This window comes from Erwinia billingiae Eb661, assembly GCF_000196615.1.
GTDB classification, from domain to species: domain Bacteria; phylum Pseudomonadota; class Gammaproteobacteria; order Enterobacterales; family Enterobacteriaceae; genus Erwinia; species Erwinia billingiae.
In genome coordinates this window covers 26187-46218 of sequence record NC_014304.1, presented here as the reverse complement: position 1 = coordinate 46218, position 20032 = coordinate 26187, and the positions used below count along the sequence as shown (strand labels likewise).

The following is a 20032-nucleotide window of genomic DNA, read 5'->3' as shown; positions in this document are numbered from 1 at the left end:
GAATGACCATGAGTATTACGGCAAAATTCGGTATTTTCATGATTATTGCAGCCTGTTCGTTGGCCGGCTGCTCCACAAACAAAGATGAAATGCTGCCGCCGGGCAACAGCAATATGCTGGAGCTGTGGAAAGGCACGGATGGGGAATCTGGTGCCTCACGCGGCAGTGAAGCCCGCAGCACGCTGCGCCGTGGGCTTTCGGACAGCGAGCAGCAGGCCGCACTCAGTGACGATCGCAGCTACAGTCGCACGCAGGAATCTGAGATCAGCCAGCAGTTCCCGCGCCTGCCAAATCCTGACATGGTGATGTTCGTCTTCCCGCATCTGGCACAGGGGAATACACCCGTGCCCGGTTACAGCACAGTGTTCCCCTTCTATGACCAGACGCAGTACGCAATGCCTGGCGAACGCACGGAGGCGCTGTAATGTTTGGACTGTTTAAGCGTAAATCATTAGCAAAACCAGATCACCTTTCAGACGTTGCAGAGCGAGATGCTCCGGAGCCGGTGACCCGCCCGGGCGCAATGTCACACGCGGATGAAAAGCGCGTCTATTCACACAATCCGTCAATCGTTGATTTTCTTCCGTGGGCTGAGTTTCTGGATGAGGAGCAGTGCCTGCTGCTCGATGATGGCCTGTCCGTGGGTGCGGTTTTTGAAGTGACGCCGGCGGCAACCGAAGGCCGTCCTGACGAGCGTCTGGAAAAAATCCGCGACGTGGTGGAGGATGCGCTGCAGGACAGCTTTGACGATCTGGCGAATAATCCGTGGATCGTACAATTCTACTGTCAGGACGAAAATAACGTGGACGCCTACCTTGACCGTCTGCGCGGTTACGTCAAGCCGCACGCGCAGGGCAGTGAATTTACGGAAGCGTGGCTTAGGGAGACGGAGCGGCACATGCGCGGGATTGCCCGTCCTGAAGGGCTCTTTGAGGATAAGCTCATTACCGGCCAGCCGTGGCGCGGCCAACAGCGCCGCACGCGCATGGTGATTTACCGCTGGGCCACGAAAAACAGCGGCGATTTAATGTCCCCGATCGGCATGCTGAATCAGGCGTGCGACCGACTCTGCAGCGCGTTTTCCAGCGTCAACATCAACTGCACGCGCCAGAACGGCCTGCAGGTGCATTCCTGGCTGTTGCGGATGTTCAATCCTGCGCCTGAGGGTATGGACAGAGAGGCATTTTATCGCGCGACCGCCTATCAGGACAGCCGCGACACGCCTGCCGGAATGATACCGACTGAGAATGACTTTGCAGAAACTCTGCTGTTCACTCCGCCGCGCTCAGACGTGGAAAACGGCGTGTGGTGGCTGGATAACATGGCACATTCTGCCCTTTCCGTTGAACGGCTGCGTAAGCCGCCGGAACCCGGCACCCTGACCGGCGAAAAAAGCCGTGGCGAGAAGAAAATAAATGCACTGATGGACACGTTTCCTGAGGGCACCATGCTTTGCATGACGATAGTGGCCGAACCTCAGGACACCCTGGAAGAGAAATTTAACCGTCTAGCGAAAAATGCGATCGGCGAGAATACCGAATCAGGCCGCGTGCGTCAGGACGTAACGGCGGTGAAAGAGCTGCTGGGCAGCCGGCACAAACTCTACCGCGCGGCCATCACCTTCTTCCTGCGGGCAAAAGACATGCCCGAAATGAACCGAAAGCGCATCGAGCTGAGCACAGTATTGCTTAACGAAGGACTGCAGCCGGTACGTCCTGAACATGAAACCGGTCCGCTGAATACCTGGCTACGTGCTTTGCCGATGGGCTTTAATCCGCAGCATGATAAGAAAAACTGGTATACCCGACTGACGTGGGTCCAGCACATTGCCGGGCTTCTGCCGGTGACAGGTCGTGAAACCGGAACCGGTAATGCAGGATTCAGCTTCTTTAATCGTGGCGGTGATGTACTGGATTTTGACCCGTTGAATAAGGACGATCGATCTCAGAATGCGCACATGCTGCTGTTCGGACCGACGGGGGCGGGGAAGTCTGCCACGCTCTGCTCGATGCTTTGCCAGCTGATGGCCGTTCACCGTCCGCGCCTTTTCATTGCAGAGGCGGGCAACAGCTTCGGGCTGACCGCAGATTACTTTGAAAGTCTAGGCCTTACGGTTAACAAAGTCAGTGTCAAACCCGGCAGCGGCGTATCGCTGCCGCCCTTTGCTGATGCGCATAAGCTGTTTGACAGCGACGCACCCGCCCCGGCGATCAATGAAAGTGATCTGCCAGATATCGAAGACGACCCGGACGATGATGATGAAAACGGCAAGCGCGACATTCTGGGGGAAATGGAAATTTCTGCCCGAATGATGATCACCGGTGGTGATCCGAAGGAGGATGCCGCGCTGAAACGCGCCGACCGCGCGATGATCCGTGAAGCGTTGCTCATGGCAGCACGTAAAACCCTGGATGAAAACCGCCAGATGCTGCCGGGCGACCTGCAGAATGCCCTCAACGCTATCTCGCTAGAGACTGAAAACAGTAGGGGGCAGGTGCGTAATGAAACACGCCGGGCGAAAGCGGCGGAAATGGCTGAATCGCTGGGCATGTTTACGCAGCAAGGCAGCTTTGAAGCTGAGCTTTTCAACCAAGAAGGTTCACTGTGGCCTGAGGCTGACGTTACCCTTATTGACCTTGCGCACCTTGCCCGAGAGGGATATGAGGCACAGATGGCGCTGACAATGGTGTCGCTGACCAACACCATTAACAACATTGCCGAGCGCGACCAGTATCTTGAGCGCGATATCGTTTTCACCGTGGATGAGGCACACGTTGTGACGGTTAACCCACTTCTCGCACCCTATATGACTAAAGTGGTCAAAATGTGGCGTAAGCTTGGCGCATGGCTGTGGCTTGCAACGCAGAACCTGGAGGATTACCCAAACGCAGCTGGCAAGATGCTGAACATGGCGGAATGGTGGATCTGCCTGACGATGCCGAAAAAAGAGGTGGAGGATATTGCCCGTTTCCGGACGCTTTCTGAAGAGCAAAAGGCCGTGTTGCTTTCCGCCAGTAAGCTCTCACGGTGCTATACCGAAGGCGTGGTGCTCTCGAAAAAAATTGAAGCGCTGTTCCGCGCTGTACCGCCCAGCCTTTACCTCGCACTGGGAATGACAGAGAAAGAAGAGAAAGCCGAACGTAAGGCGCTGATGCGTAAACATAACTGTTCCGAGCTGGATGCTGCTATTCTCGTAGGGAAAAAACTGGATCGTCTGCGTGGATTGATGACGGCTGACGGGGCCGGGATGCCCGAAAACAATGATAAGAGAGAGATGCTGACTGCATGATTAAGCTTAAGTATGCGCAACCTGTGACCCAGCGGCCTGCGCCGGATGAAACGCCAGTCCCTGTCATGTTCAGCCTTCATCCGCAAGGTGAACCTGCGATGACAGCAACGACCTCTGAGCGACTTGTCGCAGTGGAGAAGGCGCTCCGGGCACGCCTTCAGCCACCGGTCACGATCACCTGTAACCCGCATCGTATCGGTAAAAGCAGCTGTGTGTCGGTGCATGTTGAGGACAGCAGGGGAAAACGCGCAGATATTTTGCTGACGCAGGAAGGCCGTGCCAGTTTCCCGCTGGATCATGAGTTTGATTCACCGCGCTGGTACATCAATGTGCCTGATGCGGCAGATATGGTTTTCCTGACACTCTGGATTAACTCACTGTTCTCTGATTCATGATAAAACCCGCACGTTACCGGTCATTGAGACCGGTTTCTAAATAAACTACCCCAATGCAACACGCTAGTCTTTAGCAAAGAATTAAAACGTATAGGCATTCCTTGTTAACAACCTGTCTTCATTATTCTCAAACATTAGAGTCCATTCCTCATCGCAAGGATATACTTGATAAATTCGTTCAGCTCTAAAAGTTTCTGGATCGATCTTGTATTTAGCAAATGGGTTATGGAATACCATAAGCCCATCGGTTATGTTTTCTTTGTATTCTGAAGACCACCCCTCAATATGCACTGGCTTACCTGTTGGTGGGGTAGACCATGTTGAACTGATCATTACCTTCCCCCCATTTTTATTTGCTAAAGCTTGAAGTTTACTAAAAGTGGCTGCATTGTTAAATATTACAGCGCTCAAGCATTCATATTGATTATCATTGAAAATTCCTAAGGGTATTTCTGCCCCATTATCCTTCTCAACAAAACCTAAATTTTCAACAGGAGGGCCATCAGGGAAAAGTTCTGGATGATCCAAGTATATGTCTTCGTTGACGTATTCATCATACAACACAGCCCTTATGGGACGGTCATTTTGAAGATTGAAAAACATTTGCTCAAAAGGTGCTAGAGCAATCACAAATGGCTTTCCTTTTACGTGTGATAATTGACTGTAGCTTTTCTCATATTTTTTAACTTTTGATATAATAGAATTGTTAATCCTTATCATAGCTTCTTTGTTGAGTTCCCAAAACCTTTTGGGAATTGAACTTCCATATTCATCCGTTCGATCCCACTCTGGAACTTTTCCGGCAGCTGAATTGCAAATGGTCGCCTCAACAATAATATCTGCACTTCCTTTGTTGATGTGAAAATCCGGCGATGCGTTAGAAAGGTCTATATTAAAACCCATCTTTTTGAAAGTAGCATAAAGATAAACCTCCCAAAACGTTGAGTTGAAAGTTGTTTGAAACTCTTTAACCAACTTTCCATCTCTATCATCAAAGCCAGAAGCCCAATCGTTAAATAATTTCTTTGCATTGCTATAGGTGTCAGGCAGAAGCCTCTCAAAGTTAGGGTGAAACTCTTTGGGCTCAACTAAAGGTTTGAAAAAATCGAGTTTCATAAGATTCACCTCAAAGTGATAACAGGTATCTAAATTTAATATTTACAGAATAATAAATTACTCTTTTTATATTTCAACTAATAGCTATTTTCTATAACAACTAAATTTTTCACTTCTCAAAAAGAGTTTACTGCTGAATCCCTGATCAAGCGCTGCCACTCTGATGGCCTGTTACCGTGACGGAGATCCGCTATGCGACTCAGGCTTTTGCAATCACTTTTCCTATTTATACCGTTTCAGCTACTGGCTGGCACCGTTGTTTATACCGATGCTGAACATCCACCTCAGAATCTGACTGAAGCTGCTTCCGTTGTCTGGCTTGATGGCCCCGACCGCCTACAGGATTCAATTTTCGGCAAACTGGCTGCGGATCCTCAGTTGGCCGCCCGGCAGGCCCGCGAGATCTTCCAGTCACCACAATGGGACGAGCAGCAGGAGCAGATTGCACAGGCGTACCGGCAGGTGGTGCACGCATGGGAGATTGGGCTACATAAATTCCCCGCCGTCGTTTTCGACGATCGGTATGTGGTTTATGGCACAGCCGACGTAGCCCGCGCTGAGATGCTACGCAATCGCGGAGGTCACTGATGCGTGAAACGCTCAGATCACATTTAAATGCGGCCGGCGTTGCCTCGGTGCTCGCTGTAGCGGCGGCTCCGGCAACGGTGTCGGCCATTAATACTGCCGGCATTATTGCCAGCGCCATCACTCAGGATTGTATCAGCTGGCGCGTCAGTGGCCTCTGTTACTGGCTGATGTGTACGCCGTTTGGTTGTTCGGTGAAAACCTCCGTCAAGGTGACGCATTTTATCCCTGAAGTGGTGGTATCCACTTACACCGGGCCCGGCGGAAACCCATGGACCGAGATGGCCTTTATGAGCGGAGCATCCGGTACGATCGATAATGCGCTAACCAGCGGTGCGCCAGCAGGCGGCGGCAACGCCGGTGATATTAAGAATCCCGGGCAGCGCAAGTCGAACATCAAATTCAAATACGCCGACGCAATCGGCCACCCCGCCACCTCCGTCATTGGTGGCAGTATTGCCGGGTATTCGTGCGATACGGCCGCCACGCCATTCAATCCTTACTTTCTGAGCACGTTGGATTCACTTGTCTGGCGATCGGGGCTGCCTGAATCGCTCTATCCGGAAGCGCTTGTCTCCGGGCAGCGTGAACTGGGTAGCCAAGCCAGCGCGAACATGTGGGGCAATATTTATCCCCGCTCAGGCTTCGTCAGCCAGGCCGACGATGACAAAGCGTCCGCCGTGGTCGCTCAGCGCGTCGCAGACATTATCACCCGCTCCGGGCAACCGCACGTTTACCAAGTACTGAAAGGCACCCACAAAGCCGGTTACTGGCCGCCTGGAGAAGTAAAGGAAAACACCGGCACGGCAAATCATAAATGGCAGCGCCTGTCACCCACGCTTTCAGCTTCCTGCGCGGTTTTTCCTGACGGCGCATATCCCATCGCTCAGGACGGCAACGAAGCGTACGCCCTCTGGCAGCCCTACAGCTGCTGCAAGCGACGCGGCCAGACCTTCCTCTATTCAACTGACTTCTGAGAGGCACAATGTCACAAGTTAAATTAAAACCAGCCACGCTTGCACTGTTCATCGCCACGGTAGCGATATCCGCGCAGGCGGCCGACGATAATCAGTCCACTGAGTTTGGAATCTCACTACCCTCCGTTAATAACAGCGCCATAGGCTATGGAAAAGACGTTAGCGGCGCTGTTTCTGACAAGCTCTATTATACGCTCGGCGGCGGGTCGGTAATTTCACAGCCGGCGACGCGCAGCAACATGCGTAAAGTCGGTATGAGTGCTGGTTGGAGCAGCGATCTGATGTGCGGTAATTTCGACCTTAAAACAACCGTTGGTAATCAGCTCAATGGGGTAACAAACGGTTTTAAAAACCTGATGGGCGACGTGGTTCAGAACGCCACCGGTGCAGTAGCCAGCCTGCCGGCAATGATTATTCAGCGTGCTAATCCCGGCCTGTACGACATGCTCACGAATGGCGTTCTGCAGGCAAATGTCTCCTTTGATAAAGCACAGCTCAACTGCCAGAACATGTCCAAGCGCATGATGGATTTTGCCGGCAACAACAAATGGACGCAGGGCGCGGTAATGGATGAGTACCGATCACTAGTTAACAGCGGAGATGCAGATGCTGTCCGTGTGAATAACTCAGCGGACAAGCTGCAGGGTAATTCAGGCCAGAACTGGATTGGTGGGCAGAAGCGAGGAGGACAAGGACAGCAGGCTATACGACCAACCCACGACCTAACCGCTGCAGGGTTCAATATGATGAACAGCCTGCCGGTACTGAGCGCTGACACGGTCAGCAGCAACAGCTGCAACGGCGGTGCGTGTGGAAAATATGCCAGCGCAGAAGAAGCGGCTAAAGCCGTGGTCCAGGTGGTGGGAGACAGCTCTCTGCGCACCTGCACCGATGCTTCACAGTGCACCAGTGGTGATGACGAACAGCAGCCGGGCGCGACGCAGGCCGGCACCGGTTTTGCGCCCATTCTGGAAGAGACTACAAAAGAAAACACCGAGCAGCTGGTAAAACTGGTGAACGGCACCGAGCAGCCTAACGCAGCGAATCTGGCAAAGCTTAAAACCGGCAGTTTACCAATTACTGCAGGAGTTATCAGAGCTCTGCAGAGGGATCCTGACAATGCGGCCCTGACCGCCCGACTCGCCGGTGAGCTTTCAATGGCTGACACGGTTGAAACCGCGCTGATCATGCGCCGCATGATTGTTACCGGCATGTCTGAACCTAACGCTGCGGCACAGAATGCGGCTATTGAAGAAGGGGACAGGCGTGTTGCGGCCATCGATCGTGAGATCACGGCATTGCGTAATGAAATGGAGCTTAAGCGCGAGCTGTCACGCAATTCTGTGCTCACCATCATCGAGCGGGAAAACGGGCGCGTTAACAGTAATCCTCAGACGCAGAGCGATGACAGCACTGACAGTCGCGTTAATCGTCTGGCCGTACCTGAAACGGAAAACAACTGATGAGGGCACAGCCGATGAAAGAAAAAAACGAGGTGCACCGCGCCTCATTTTTCAAGCGACACCCTGCTCTGCTTCGCGTTCTCTGTACTGTCGGTGCTCTGCTGCTACTCCTGTTGGCAGGGCTCGTCATCGCGGACAGATCTATTAAAAATCCGGCTCAGGCCGCTGCATTCCGTGACTGGATGGAGCATGCCCGCTATGGCTGGTTGTTATGGCGTCTGGCTGTTTATGGTGCGCTGGGATGGGGGTTTGTGAAAATTTTCCGGGCGCCAGGCTTCGGTCCCCGATACCGCCAGCCGCTGATCCGTATTGCGGCTGTCAGCGTCATTTTTGCCGTTGTTTGTGAACTGGTGCTGCTTGGCGGCACAGGAGCTTCATAATGCTGACTAACAGCTACCTTGAGTATTTCCTTACCCTGCTTGGCTGGGTCGTTAACAATGGACTCTGGAATATTCTCATCACGACCGGGTTATTTGCCGTACCGGTTGCCTTCCGGCTTATGGGCATCTGGCTGAAAGTGCGTGAAGAAGGCGAAGATGAGGGAAATAAGGGTGCCCTGTCCATACCCCGCATGGAGCATGCCATTTACACCTCCTTTCTGGTGATGATCGCCTGCTGCATGCCGCTGATGAATGTGGACATGAGTACCATTAAATATGACATGTCGCGCGCGCAGAGTTGCGGTACGTGGACACCAAAAGCACCCGATGAGACGGGTTTTTCACCGGTTATATCAAGCATTAACGATCAGACAGCGGCCGCGCCGGTGTGGTGGTATTTGATTCATAAACTGGCAAAGGGGATCACGCAGGCATCTGTAGCCACTATCCCCTGCCGGCCGGACATGCGTCAACTCCGGTTTGAAGTTCAGCACACACGGATTAACAATAAAGCTCTCGCGGAAGAGCTGCAGGACTTTACCAACGACTGCTATTCGCTCGCACTGTATATGTGGAAACGTCAGGATCAGGGGCAGACAAAAGATAAAGCCACACTACGTGATATTGAATGGGTCGGCAGCAAAACTTTCATCAGTAATTATTACGGCAGCCTGCAATCGAAAACTCCCCGCGCAGAATTCCCTTGGAACGAAAGCCGTGACAGCGGAAGACCGGATACAGGCCGGGGGGGGTATCCGACCTGTAACGAATGGTGGAATAAAGCAGATACCGGCCTGCAGGCCCGCGTAATCGATCAGGCTGACCCGGGGTTATGGACCCGTCTTTCGGCTGCCATGACGATGATCGGGGGCAACACCGCCGACTACAGGGAAGCAATTATCCGCCGTTTGGTCAGCCCGGAAAGCCTGACGGTCTCTCAGGGCGGACACGTTTATGCAGGCTACGGTGGTAACGCCGATTTCACGCTTGATAACTCTGTTTCCCGCGTCGCGGCGATCGGCGGCACCGCATTAGGCAGTCTGGCTGCGTTCCCGGCCTTTGATGCCATGCGTCAGGCGCTACCAATGGTCCAAGCCGTATTGCTCATGGCAATTGTCGTGATTCTGCCGCTTATCCTGGCATTTTCCGCCTATGAAATTAAGACGGTCACAACGCTCACGTTTGTGCTCTTCGCGCTAAACTTCCTGACGTTCTGGTGGGAGCTTGCTCGCTGGCTGGATAGCTGGTTGCTGACGGCGCTATACAGTTCTGACACGCACAGTAGCTTTAACATGGCCGGATTTCAGAACAGTTCAGATGACCTGATAATGAACTTTGTCATGGCAACGATGTTCTTGGTACTTCCTGCAGTCTGGATGGGGGCACTTTCATGGGCTGGAGTGCGGGTTGGTGGTGCTTTAGACGGTGCCTTAAAAGGCGGTACTTCGCAAGTTCAACAAGCTGGAGGCAGTGGTGTAGATGTTGCTAAGAAAGCAGTAAGGCTCTGATTAAAAAAGATTAACAGGGAAAATCCCCCTGTTAATCTTCCTCATCATCTCGATCAATCCTGGAAGATGTGACCGTGACATTTTGTGGGCCACTGTACATACCAAAACCATCGTTACCATCACGGTACTGGTGACCACTTGGTTCATCTGTATCATCACTATCTTCAACACCACCAACGGCAATGTTGCACAGCATATAAATGAAAATGCCACACAGGATAACAACTGTCCCAATGAAAAGGCCGCAGAGTATGGCGATGCTCAAAATTGCAATACTGGCTAAGGGAACCGGCAGATATCCGATGAAACCAGGTAATCCTTGTCTCAAAACCCATGAAACACAAACTTCATTAGCTACCCGCGCGCTTCTGGTGAGCTTAAGCCAAAGCTCAGCTGCAATGGCTCCCCTCTTGTAAGCAGAGTTTTGCATGATCCATACCTCACAATCTTAATGATAGGGTTGGCGCTAGTTTACGGCCCTAGCCTGCTGTTCAACGTGAGCTTTAGTTATACGGATAACAGTTCGCTCTGATACCCCGCATAAGGAAGCTGTATCGCGGATGCTTAGCCCGTTCTCAACTCTAAGCGTGATTATATTACGGTGAATTGCCATATCCGGCTGTCTTCCTTTAAATTTACCGGCATCTTTTGCTTTAACTATCCCTTCTGCCTGACTACGTCTACGGTCCTGATAATCCTTGCGCGCGATCGCCGCCAACATATCTAGCATCATGCCATTTATCGCACGCAGCATTGCAGCGGTGAAGTCGTCACTGACGTGCTTTTCAAGTGCAACATGACTGGTTGGTAGATCCAAGCTAATGACAGAGAGGTCCTTTTCGCTAATAAGAGATTTAAGCTGTAGCCATCCCTGATCATCAAGACGTGACAGCCTATCAACTTGCTCGATGAGGATTGCGTCTCCCGGAGCAGCATTCTCTAACAGACGAATTAGTTCAGGACGATGAAGCGAAGCACCAGAAACGTTCTCAACGTACCAGCTGGCAATCCGATGACCTTTTTCTTTAGCAAAAGATTCAAGGCGAGTTTTGGCTCGCTGAGCATCTTGTTCGTTTGTAGAAGCACGTAAATACGCAAATAAGTACATTTTTCAGCCAAAGGTGACATATAGGTGATGACACAAGTATACATGACATTTAAGTCATGACATAAGGGCATAAATGGTTATTCACAGCCCATGACATTTATGTATACCTAAATGTCACATTAAGTTGTGTAAAAGGAATGTTCTAACTTTTAGACGAAAAGGAAATCAAATTTTGCCGGAAAAAGCTCTGAGCTATTTTTTCCCGGCATTGCTGCTCTCTATTCAGAATTTCCGCTCCAATGCTCATTATTGATTTCAGTCACTGACCGGTAAGACATGCCAGTCGTAACCTGAAATAAGGCGGAGCCTACTGCGCCGCCTTGACACAATTACTCATCAGTTTGTTTTTTTAATACTAGGCGGCCAATGCCAGCGCGCTGGCTACGCCAGACTATTACCAGCCAGATAAACCACAGGGGCGCAATCATCAGTCCGGTGCGTGTATCTGGTTTCAGTGCCAGAGCGCACAGCATCAGCATGAAAAACAGCAGACAACTCCAGGCCATGATTGTGCCACCGGGCAGACGATAATGACTGGCGCAGTGAAGTTCAGGACGCTGTTTGCGGTAAGCCAGCCACGAGAAGAGGATCATGCTCCATATGAAGATAAGAAGGATTGCTGACAGCGTAGAGAGCAGCGTGAACACCGTCATTACGCTGGGAATAATAAACAGCAGAGCAGCACCGCTGAACATACACAATCCTGACAGCAGTAATCCCCGCAGGGGGATATTCAGCGATGAAAGCTTGCCAAGTGCACGCGGCGCCGCATTCTCTTTTGCCAGACCAAACAGCATGCGGCTGGTAGAAAAAACGCCACTGTTGGCTGAGGAAAGAGCGGAGGTCAACACCACAAAATTGACTATTGCCGCCGCCGCAGGCAAGCCAGCCAGCGAAAACAGCCCGACAAACGGACTGCTGTTTGGTGAAATATGATGCCAGGAGGAGACAGAAATAATGCAGGCCAGAGATAATACGTAAAACAGAAGAATGCGTAACGGAATAGCGTTAATTGCCCGGGGAAGATTGGTTTCAGGATTTTTGGTTTCTGCCGCCGCCACGCCAATCAGTTCGATACCCACAAACGAGAACAGCGCAATCTGAAAGCCGGCGATGAAGCCAGAAATACCATGCGGGAATACCGTACCGCTCTCGGTCAGATGACTGAACGAGGCCTTTACCCCTTGCGGAGAGGTATAGCCGGACATCACCATGGCAAATCCCGCCAGCAGCAGCGCTATAATCGCCACCACCTTAATAATAGCGAACCAGAACTCCATTTCGCCGAATATCCGCACCGATAACATATTCATTATCAGCATCAGTGCCAGCGCGCCAAATGCCGGGATCCACAGAGACAAATCAGGGAACCAGAACCGCATATAGCCACCAATCACCACAACGTCGCCGATACAGGCCACCACCCAGCTCAGCCAGTATGTCCAGCCAATAAAAAAACTGGCCCAGGCACCGAGATATTCTCCGGCAAAGTCGGCAAAGGAGTTGTAGCGTGAATTTGACAGCAGCAATTCACCCAGTGCGCGCATCACAAAGAACAGAAAAAAACCGATTATGGCATAGGTGAAAATGATGGATGAGCCGGACAAATTGATGGTTTTTCCAGATCCCATAAACAGGCCGGTACCGATGGCACCACCGATGGCGATTAACTGTATATGACGATTATCAAGCTGCTTGGCGAGCGTTCGGTTATCGGCAGAGGCCTGAGTCAGGCTGGCCGGGGTTTTATTATTCTGCATAATTCACTCCGGTTTTAGATTGCCTCTGGAATACGCTGCATCAGCATTCCAAAGACAACAAAAGCCCGGCTGAGGTGGCCGGGCATTTATCAGACGGGTAATCAGGAAAAGGCCATCTTCTTTGCCAGAAAGATTTCAGCCACCATACAGCGTGCACCACCACCACCGAGATCTTCGATAATGTCGATAGGCGCAAGCGCCAGTGTGGCATAGCCAGAAATGAGCGCCTGCTGTTCAGGCGTAAATGCGGCCCATGCACGTGTTGACATTGCATAGACCGGCTGACCCTTCTGATCTCTGACTTCCAGCACATTACAGGTGAAGGCCTCCATCTGCGCGAACGTCACATCAATAATCGTTTTTCCTGTCCGCTCAAGCAGTTTGACCAACCGAAGTCGTTCAGGTTTTGACGCCAGCGAATCGAGGCATACGATGGCAAACCGCAATCCCACACTCATCATTACGTTGGTGTGATAAATCGGATGCAGATGCCGATCGCGCGCATTAAACCAGTGAATGCTGTAGCCGGAAAGTCGTTCAAATTCTCGGCCCGCTTCTTCAGAGCTGCGTGATGAACGGCAGGTATAGGCAATGCGGCTGTTGTGATCGAGAATAAGAGAGCCGGTTCCTTCCAGGTACAAACCGCGAGCCTCAAAACCCGACAGATCGATACGGCGTGTAACCTCGTAGCCTTTCGTCAGGTCGGCAATGATATCCATGCGACGTTCACGCCGGCGATTGTGCGCTTCCATGGGAAAAGTATAAATGGAACCGTCTTCCAGCATGGCGATCCAGTTATTAGGAAACAGCGAGTCTGGCGTTTCCCGCTCGGCGCTGTCATCAATAACCAGCACTTCAACCCCGGCATGCCGCAAGGCTGCCACATAGGCATCAAAAGCGACACGCGCCTGTTCCGCAACATCACTGACGGCCGCTGACGGTTTCTGAAATGCATTGCTTGCCAGGGTTTCCGGATTGGCGCGAAAGGCGGCGGGCCGCACCATCATAACTGTTTGAGCTGTTTGCATCGCGTACTTACTCCGGGCGAACCAGCAGGCTGTAAAGATCACGCGGATTTTTCGGTGACGGCACCAGTGCAATGTCACGGCCGATATTATGGCGAGTGGCGATATCATTGATCAGTCGCAAGGCGGAAAAGTCCTCGATGGCGAAACCGACAGAGTCGAATACCGTGACTGCCGCAACGCTGCTACGCCCTGGTCGCGTGCCGTTGATTACTTCCCATAATTCCGTCACTGCGAAATCTGCCGGCATCTGCTGAATTTCACCTTCAATACGAGACTGTGGTGTGAACTCAACATACACTTCGGCATGATGCAGGATATCGGCGGCAAGCTCGGTTTTGCCAGGACAGTCCCCCCCCACCGCATTAAGGTGAACGCCCGGCTTGACCTGCGCGGATGAAATAATCGTTGCGTTAGTTTTGTCAGCAGTGATGGTGGTGATGACATCGGCCTGTGCCACGGCTTCCTCTACCGAGCGACAGAAGTGCAGACGAATGCCGTGACAGGCGTTGAGATTGCCCATCAGCTTTTCGGTCGCGGCGCTGTCAACGTCGTATAACCAGAAATCGGTTAAACCCAATACTTCATGGAATCCGATGATCTGGAATTCACTTTGTGCGCCGTTACCGATTACCGCCATTTGTCGGGCATCTTTACGCATCAGATATTTTGCGCCAAGCACCGAGGTGGCAGCGGTGCGCAATGCAGTGGCAAGGGTAAATTCACTGAGCAGAACCGGATAGCCGGTCGCGGTTTTCGCCAGTGCGCCAAATGCCATTACGGTAAGCTGGTTGTGAAATGCGTTTTGCGGGTGACCATTAACGTATTTGAAGCCGTAAAGCTCGGCATCGGCAGTGGGCATCAGTTCAATAACGCCAATGTCAGAATGGCTGGCAATACGTGGAGTTTTGTCAAACTCAGGCCAGCGGCGGAAATCGTGCTCAATATAATCAACCAGTTGACTTATAAATTTTGCCACGCCAGATAAGCTGACCAGCTGGCGCATATCTTCAATATCAACAAAACGGGTCATGAAAAATTCTCTCTGTTGTCATAAAACAACAGTATGTAAAAGCATTTTGACTTCAGTAAGTTGCTTAAATGTTCAAAATGTGGCGATAATGAGCAAACTGCTCACTAAATAAATCATTTTGCTATGAATCTGACCGATCAACAGTTAATAGCGCTGCTACGTGATGACGCGCGCATGTCCGTGACAGAATTAGCCAGCCGGATGAAAGTTTCGCGAGCGACGGTGCAAAAGCGTATGGAAGCGCTGGAGCAGGGAGGCGTTATTACGGGATACACTGTAAAGGTTAAACCGGGTGTGGAGCCTAACCGCATTCGTGCATGGATGAACGTGACGGTAGAAGGAACGAAGGCGCTCGCAATTGTTCAGCAGTTACGCAGCGATCCGGCGGTTTATACTCTGCACAGTACGAATGGTAAATGGGATTTACTGGTAGAACTACGCTCTGACTCACTGGAGAATTTTGACCGTACTTTGGGGCGAATTCGCCGTATAGAAGGTATATATAATACCGAAACGAGTATTTTACTGTCGACGCATAAAGCCTAGGTCATCGTCAATGTGGCCAGCGTTCCACAGACAGGCACGCTCCGGCGTTTGGAATAAAATCTCTTTATCAGTGCCCTCTGGGAGGCTATGAACGATAAGCGGACGTTTTGTTTGCAGCAGACAGGAAGGCGTCCGGTTAAACGCAATGAAGCCAGGCTCTGCGGCTTCCTCATGTCAGGCTGAGATACAACTCAGTAAATGTTTATTTTTTCACTGGAGGGCAATATGAGTAGCATTCTGCGATCAGACCCTGACGCTACCTTTCAGAAAGGTCCGTTTCATATACGCCACGTAAGGCCGGGGCACGCACTACCGGCACAACATGATACTGCGTTCGGCTCTTTAAGCGGGATTGATCATGCAGACCTTGGAACCGGCACGCTGGTGAGTATGCATGAACACAAAAACGATGAGATTCTCAGCTACCTGATGCACGGCACAATGATTCATGAAGACAGGAATGGTCAGCGGGTCGCGCTATCCTCCCAAAAAATTATGATGATGAATGCGGGAGAAAGTTTCTGGCATGAAGAGTCTGCCCCTTCAGAACCTGTCGAGATGCTTCAGATCTTTATCCGCCCTCGCGAAGCCGACCTGGAAGGGCGCGTACAGTTTCTGGAGCGAAAAAAAGGTGAAAATCTTAACCACTGGGAGCTGATTGCCGCACCAGAAGGTCAGGGAGAGTGTCTGGAAATCCGTCAGCAGATTTATGTCTGTGATATTCAGCTCCTGCCCGATCAGAAAACAGAGGTTCCCGTGCGACAGGGTTTTGCTACCTTCCTCTATGTGGCTGAAGGAGCAATCGGGGCGGGAGACAGCAGGCTCGGAAAAGGTGACGGTTTAGGCAGCGAAACGGATCTGCCAGAGATAACGGCTCTGGCACCATCGGTCCTGGTCTGCTTCCAGGTCAAGCTGAATGCTGAAGCCGTTATGGTGGGTTCAATCAGCGGTAAATAACTCAATCCCCGGTCACTGTAATGAGTATGACCGGGAACAACACAACGCGTGTCAGTCCGCCTCCTCGCTCAGCTTCTCACGCATAAATTCAATAAACACCTGAGTTTTCGCGGGTAGCAGCCGCGTTTCAGTCAGAGCATAAATCGTGACCGCTTCAGCCCTCCAGTCAGGCAATACCCGGGTCAGTTTATTATCCGCAACGTCTTCCCCGACAATTTTGTCAGGCAAAATCGCAATGCCTGCTCCCATTGAGGCAAAACGACGCATCATACCAATGCTGTTCATCTGAAAACGCCCGGAAATTCTGAGGCTAATCCGGCTTTCTTCGCGATGTAAGTGCCAGTGACCGGGCTTATCCTGCCGCATACCAATACATTCATGAGCCGTCAGCTCATCAGGGTTACCGGGAGTGCCATTCTGAACTAAATAGTCGGGGGATGCGTAAAGGCTGCGCGAAAGCGACCCGAGCTTGCGCGCAATAAGGCCGGAATCGGGCAGACTCCCCATGCGAACAGCCAGATCATAGGGCTCCGACACCAAATCAACATTTCTCGGCGTTAAATCAAAATCGAAGCTGATACCCGGATAAAAGTCCGAGAACGCTTTTATAAGCGGCGCGAGAATAACCACCGCAAAATCGGCCGGTAAAGAGACCCGCAGCATGCCCTGCGGCTGAGCCAGGAGGGAACCCAGCTGTTCATGCGCCAGACGCGCCTCATCAATGATGCGCCGGCTTCGTTCGTAATAAATCTGACCGGCTTCGGTCAGCTCAATCTTACGCGTCGTCCTGTGTAACAGCCTGAGACCGATAAACTTTTCAAGTTCCTTTATTTTACGGGACAGTGTGGAATTAGGCATGCCGAGCGCCTCAGCTGCGCCACGAAAACTCTGTGCTTTGACGACCTCGACAAAGCAGGACATATGGTTAAGAAGTTCCATGTTAATTGTGCCACTGGTGGAATATTGAATTCTGATATTAGCTATTTATCCCAAAAATTAACAGGCTATACTTTAATCATTCGCAGGGGAGATGAAAAAAACGCCTGCTTAGATCCTGATAAAAAGTTCTAAGTATCAGGTACTTAATTATAACCTACAGGATAAATATCATGAGCTTTGAAAAATTCACCGCTGACAACGCCGCCATGCTGTTAATTGACCATCAGGTCGGCACTATGGGCTGGGCCAAATCCATGCCTTTTGAAGAGTTAAAACGTAATGCGCTGATGCTGGCCAAATCTGCTGCAATTCTGAATATGCCTGTGGTGCTGACCTCAAGCATGGAAGAGTATGCCCAGGGCCCGTTGGTTGAAGAACTGAAAACCATTCTGCCAGAAGAATTTGAAGCACGAATCAAGCGCCTGGGCATCGTTAACGCCATGGACGATGAGAACTTTTCCGCCGCGGTTAAAGCCACCGGCAGAAAGAAACTGATTATTGCGGGCGTGACCAATGACGTTTGTACGGTATACCCGGCACTGACGCTGGTTGCAGCAGGGTTTGACGTACAGGTCGTTGCTGATGCCGGTGCCTCACCAACCAAAATGGCTGATGACATTGCGCTGCGCCGCATGGACAAAAATGGCATTACCCTGACCACAACCAACCAGCTGATTGCTGAGCTGGCAGGAAGCTGGGCAACACCTCAGGGGGAGAAACTGGTCCAGGTATTAATGGAATCCTTTCAGTAAAGAATAAACCGGCAGGCCCGTTAGGCAGCGTTTTACGCCCTCCGTGCGGGTCTGCCTTCCCGGACAGAAGGATAATAACAATGCTTAAAATAGAAAACAGCAGTAAACATCAGCATGGCTCTGGCGGTTTCGGTATCGATATCCTCTGGCCGGGCATGGTGCAGAATTCAGACGACAGTGGTATTGGGGCAATCGGCCGTATCGATCAGGCAAACGTCAAAGCCGGAACAGTAATTTCAATGCATCCGCATAAGGATGATGAAATTCTCACCTATATGCGTAAAGGCAGAATGCTGCATCTGGATACGGTCGGTAATGAGGAAGAAATTTCTGATACCCGACTGATGCTCATGAACGCCGGACACACCTTCCAGCATGAGGAGCGCATTCTGGGTGAAAAAGGCGAGTCAATGCAGTGTCTGCAGATTTTCATTCGCCCCTCTGAAACCGACCTGGCACCACAGGTTCAGTTTCATGACTTTGGCACGCCTTACAGTGACAATAACTGGCGGCTGATTGCCGGCCCTGAAAACGCGCCGTTAACTTTTCGTTCTCAGACGTGGGTACAGGACACGCGGCTTGCTGAAGGCAGCGAGCTGAAGCTGCCGGCTGTTCCGGTCAGTAACGTGGTGCGCCTGTTATATGTCTTTGAGGGCGTAGCCCGGATCGGTGAAATCACCCTTAATACGGGTGAGAGCATTATTATCGAAGGCGACGACGTTCACACCGTCACCGCGCTGGACAACACTGATCTGGTGCTCTTCACCACTGACCCGGCGGCAAAAGTTTTCCGTGGCGGTATGTTCAGTGGAAATATGCGCCCACGCCTGTAATGACATTTATAAAATTTCACAGGCAGCTCAGTCATTTTTTCAGTTTACTGGCGGAATACAGCACTTTGAATTTTTTACTGACTAACGCCGGATGATTTTTATCACCCTGCATCCGGATATTGATTTTTTATTTTAATTCAATATTAAAAATCAGGTATTACTGAAGCTATTTATGTATCCAGTCAGCATGCTGAACAGCTGCATTAATTTTTTGTTCTTTATTAATACAGCCCTACTTTACCGACCTATCTTCTTATCAGGCCACAGGAAAAGAAAAATGGATAAAATATTTACCCCGTTCAAACTCGGGCATTTAACGCTGAAAAACCGTCTGGTGATGGCCCCCATGACCCGTAGCCGTGCTGAATATGACGGCACGCCGGCTGACCTTGCGGTTGAATACTATGCACAGCGCGCCGGGGTGGGTCTGATCGTTGCAGAAGGGACGCAGCCCAGCGATGACGGACAGGGTTACTTAATGACGCCCGGTATTTACACCGACGCGCACGTGGTCGGCTGGAAAAAAATCACCTCAGCCGTTCACAATAAGGGCGGCCATCTGTTCATCCAGCTTATGCATACCGGCCGCATGAATCATCCTGACAATACGCCGCACCATCGTCAGGGCGTGGCACCTTCCGCTATTGCCCCCGGCGTACAGATGTTTACCGCAACCGGCATGCAGGATATTCCGGTGCCTCGCGAACTGACAACGGAAGAAATACACAACACGGTTGCTGATTTCCGCTATGCGGCACGGCGTGCTGTTGAGGCCGGTGCCGACGGCGTGGAAATCCACGGCGCTAATGCCTACCTGATACACCAGTTTTTAGCACCGAGCGCCAACCAGCGCACCGATGAATATGGCGGCTCCATTGAGAACCGTGCCCGTTTTGCGCTGGAGGTGGCGGCAGCCATTGCAGATGAGATTGGTGCAGACAAAACCGCGATCCGTCTTTCTCCGGGCAGCCAGATTTGGGGTATCAATGAAGGTGAAGAGGGCCCGGCGCTTTATCGTTACCTGGTTGCTGAGCTGAATAAGCTCGGACTGAGCTACCTGCACATTATGCATATGGGCAATGAGGCACTGCTGGGTGAACTGCGGGTATTATGGACGCAGCCGCTGATACTGAATCGCCCCGGGAAAAGCAGAGAAAGCATCGGTGATGATATCCAGTCCGGCCTTGCCGAACTGGAATCTTACGGCCAGATGATTCTGGCTAACCCGGACTTTACCAGCCGTGTTAAAACAGGGGCTCCACTGAACAGTGCCGATCCGGCTACCTACTATGGCGGCGGCGTCGAAGGTTACACTGATTATCCTGTAATGCACTAATCAGGTACACAAAAGCAAAGAGGATGAGCC

At 51.4% G+C, this 20032-nt stretch carries 20 protein-coding genes; 13 read left to right on the top strand and 7 right to left on the bottom strand.

Going from position 1 to position 20032, the window contains the following annotated elements:
• The first annotated feature begins 8 nt into the window (after positions 1-8).
• From EBC_RS00235 to EBC_RS00225, 3 genes are all read left to right on the top strand, one after another.
• On the top strand, positions 9-425 hold the full coding sequence (locus tag EBC_RS00235) for a TIGR03751 family conjugal transfer lipoprotein (RefSeq protein ID WP_013199765.1): 417 nt from the start codon (positions 9-11) through the stop codon (positions 423-425).
• Positions 425-3289: a conjugative transfer ATPase gene (locus EBC_RS00230; RefSeq protein ID WP_013199764.1), complete on the top strand. Its 2865-nt coding sequence runs from the start codon at positions 425-427 to the stop codon at positions 3287-3289. Before EBC_RS00235 ends, EBC_RS00230 begins: the two co-directional genes overlap by 1 nt.
• 98 nt (positions 3290-3387) lie before the next feature.
• Complete coding sequence (locus tag EBC_RS00225; RefSeq protein ID WP_231853649.1) at positions 3388-3684, top strand: hypothetical protein; 297 nt, start codon at positions 3388-3390, stop codon at positions 3682-3684.
• An 81-nt stretch (positions 3685-3765) separates the two neighbouring features.
• On the opposite strand, the gene EBC_RS00220 is transcribed toward EBC_RS00225, so the two are convergent.
• Positions 3766-4800 (bottom strand): hypothetical protein, encoded by a 1035-nt coding sequence (locus tag EBC_RS00220; RefSeq protein ID WP_013199762.1) that lies wholly within the window; start codon positions 4798-4800, stop codon positions 3766-3768.
• Positions 4801-4992: 192 nt separating this feature from the next.
• Between EBC_RS00220 and EBC_RS00215 the strand changes: the two genes are divergently transcribed.
• The 5 genes from EBC_RS00215 to EBC_RS00195 are packed head-to-tail and all read left to right on the top strand — an operon-like array spanning position 4993 to position 9713.
• Complete coding sequence (locus EBC_RS00215; RefSeq protein ID WP_013199761.1) at positions 4993-5388, top strand: TIGR03757 family integrating conjugative element protein; 396 nt, start codon at positions 4993-4995, stop codon at positions 5386-5388.
• On the top strand, positions 5388-6362 hold the full coding sequence (locus EBC_RS00210; RefSeq protein ID WP_013199760.1) for a TIGR03756 family integrating conjugative element protein: 975 nt from the start codon (positions 5388-5390) through the stop codon (positions 6360-6362). The genes EBC_RS00215 and EBC_RS00210 overlap by 1 nt, the downstream gene beginning before the upstream one ends.
• A gap of 8 nt (positions 6363-6370) precedes the next feature.
• Entirely contained in the window at positions 6371-7825 is a 1455-nt protein-coding gene (locus tag EBC_RS00205; RefSeq protein ID WP_013199759.1) for an integrating conjugative element protein, read from the top strand.
• Positions 7826-7839: 14 nt separating this feature from the next.
• Positions 7840-8205: a hypothetical protein gene (locus EBC_RS00200; RefSeq protein WP_407719513.1), complete on the top strand. Its 366-nt coding sequence runs from the start codon at positions 7840-7842 to the stop codon at positions 8203-8205.
• Complete coding sequence (locus EBC_RS00195; RefSeq protein ID WP_013199757.1) at positions 8205-9713, top strand: conjugal transfer protein TraG N-terminal domain-containing protein; 1509 nt, start codon at positions 8205-8207, stop codon at positions 9711-9713. Before EBC_RS00200 ends, EBC_RS00195 begins: the two co-directional genes overlap by 1 nt.
• A 31-nt stretch (positions 9714-9744) precedes the next feature.
• On the opposite strand, the gene EBC_RS00190 is transcribed toward EBC_RS00195, so the two are convergent.
• The 5 genes from EBC_RS00190 to EBC_RS00170 form a co-directional block, all read right to left on the bottom strand.
• The gene (locus tag EBC_RS00190; RefSeq protein WP_013199756.1) at positions 9745-10143 is read right to left on the bottom strand and encodes a hypothetical protein; all 399 of its coding nucleotides are present in this window, start codon (positions 10141-10143) and stop codon (positions 9745-9747) included.
• Between the two features lie 36 nt (positions 10144-10179).
• Positions 10180-10821 (bottom strand): recombinase family protein, encoded by a 642-nt coding sequence (locus EBC_RS00185; protein ID WP_013199755.1) that lies wholly within the window; start codon positions 10819-10821, stop codon positions 10180-10182.
• 329 nt (positions 10822-11150) lie between these two features.
• Positions 11151-12581 carry an amino acid permease gene (locus tag EBC_RS00180; RefSeq protein WP_013199754.1) on the bottom strand — a complete coding sequence of 477 codons (1431 nt, stop codon included), beginning with the start codon at positions 12579-12581 and terminating at the stop codon, positions 11151-11153.
• A 101-nt stretch (positions 12582-12682) separates the two neighbouring features.
• A complete protein-coding gene (ctlX, locus tag EBC_RS00175) occupies positions 12683-13609 on the bottom strand; it encodes a citrulline utilization hydrolase CtlX (RefSeq protein ID WP_013199753.1) in 927 nt (308 codons plus the stop codon).
• Positions 13610-13616: 7 nt separating this feature from the next.
• Positions 13617-14639 (bottom strand): ornithine cyclodeaminase, encoded by a 1023-nt coding sequence (locus EBC_RS00170; protein WP_013199752.1) that lies wholly within the window; start codon positions 14637-14639, stop codon positions 13617-13619.
• Between the two features lie 123 nt (positions 14640-14762).
• Here EBC_RS00170 and EBC_RS00165 point away from each other — a divergent pair, with 123 nt between their 5' ends.
• Positions 14763-15185: an Lrp/AsnC family transcriptional regulator gene (locus EBC_RS00165; RefSeq protein ID WP_013199751.1), complete on the top strand. Its 423-nt coding sequence runs from the start codon at positions 14763-14765 to the stop codon at positions 15183-15185.
• 225 nt (positions 15186-15410) lie between these two features.
• A complete protein-coding gene (locus EBC_RS00160) occupies positions 15411-16142 on the top strand; it encodes a pirin family protein (RefSeq protein ID WP_041691778.1) in 732 nt (243 codons plus the stop codon).
• A gap of 51 nt (positions 16143-16193) precedes the next feature.
• On the opposite strand, the gene EBC_RS00155 is transcribed toward EBC_RS00160, so the two are convergent.
• A complete protein-coding gene (locus tag EBC_RS00155; protein WP_041691777.1) occupies positions 16194-17081 on the bottom strand; it encodes a LysR family transcriptional regulator in 888 nt (295 codons plus the stop codon).
• A 170-nt stretch (positions 17082-17251) separates the two neighbouring features.
• On the opposite strand from EBC_RS00155, the gene EBC_RS00150 reads away from it, so the two are divergent.
• The 3 genes from EBC_RS00150 (at position 17252) to EBC_RS00140 (ending at position 20002) form a co-directional block, all read left to right on the top strand.
• A complete protein-coding gene (locus tag EBC_RS00150) occupies positions 17252-17833 on the top strand; it encodes an isochorismatase family protein (protein WP_013199748.1) in 582 nt (193 codons plus the stop codon).
• An 80-nt stretch (positions 17834-17913) separates the two neighbouring features.
• Positions 17914-18666 carry a pirin family protein gene (locus tag EBC_RS00145; protein WP_013199747.1) on the top strand — a complete coding sequence of 251 codons (753 nt, stop codon included), beginning with the start codon at positions 17914-17916 and terminating at the stop codon, positions 18664-18666.
• Between the two features lie 277 nt (positions 18667-18943).
• Positions 18944-20002 carry an alkene reductase gene (locus EBC_RS00140; RefSeq protein ID WP_041691776.1) on the top strand — a complete coding sequence of 353 codons (1059 nt, stop codon included), beginning with the start codon at positions 18944-18946 and terminating at the stop codon, positions 20000-20002.
• Positions 20003-20032 lie beyond the last annotated feature (30 nt).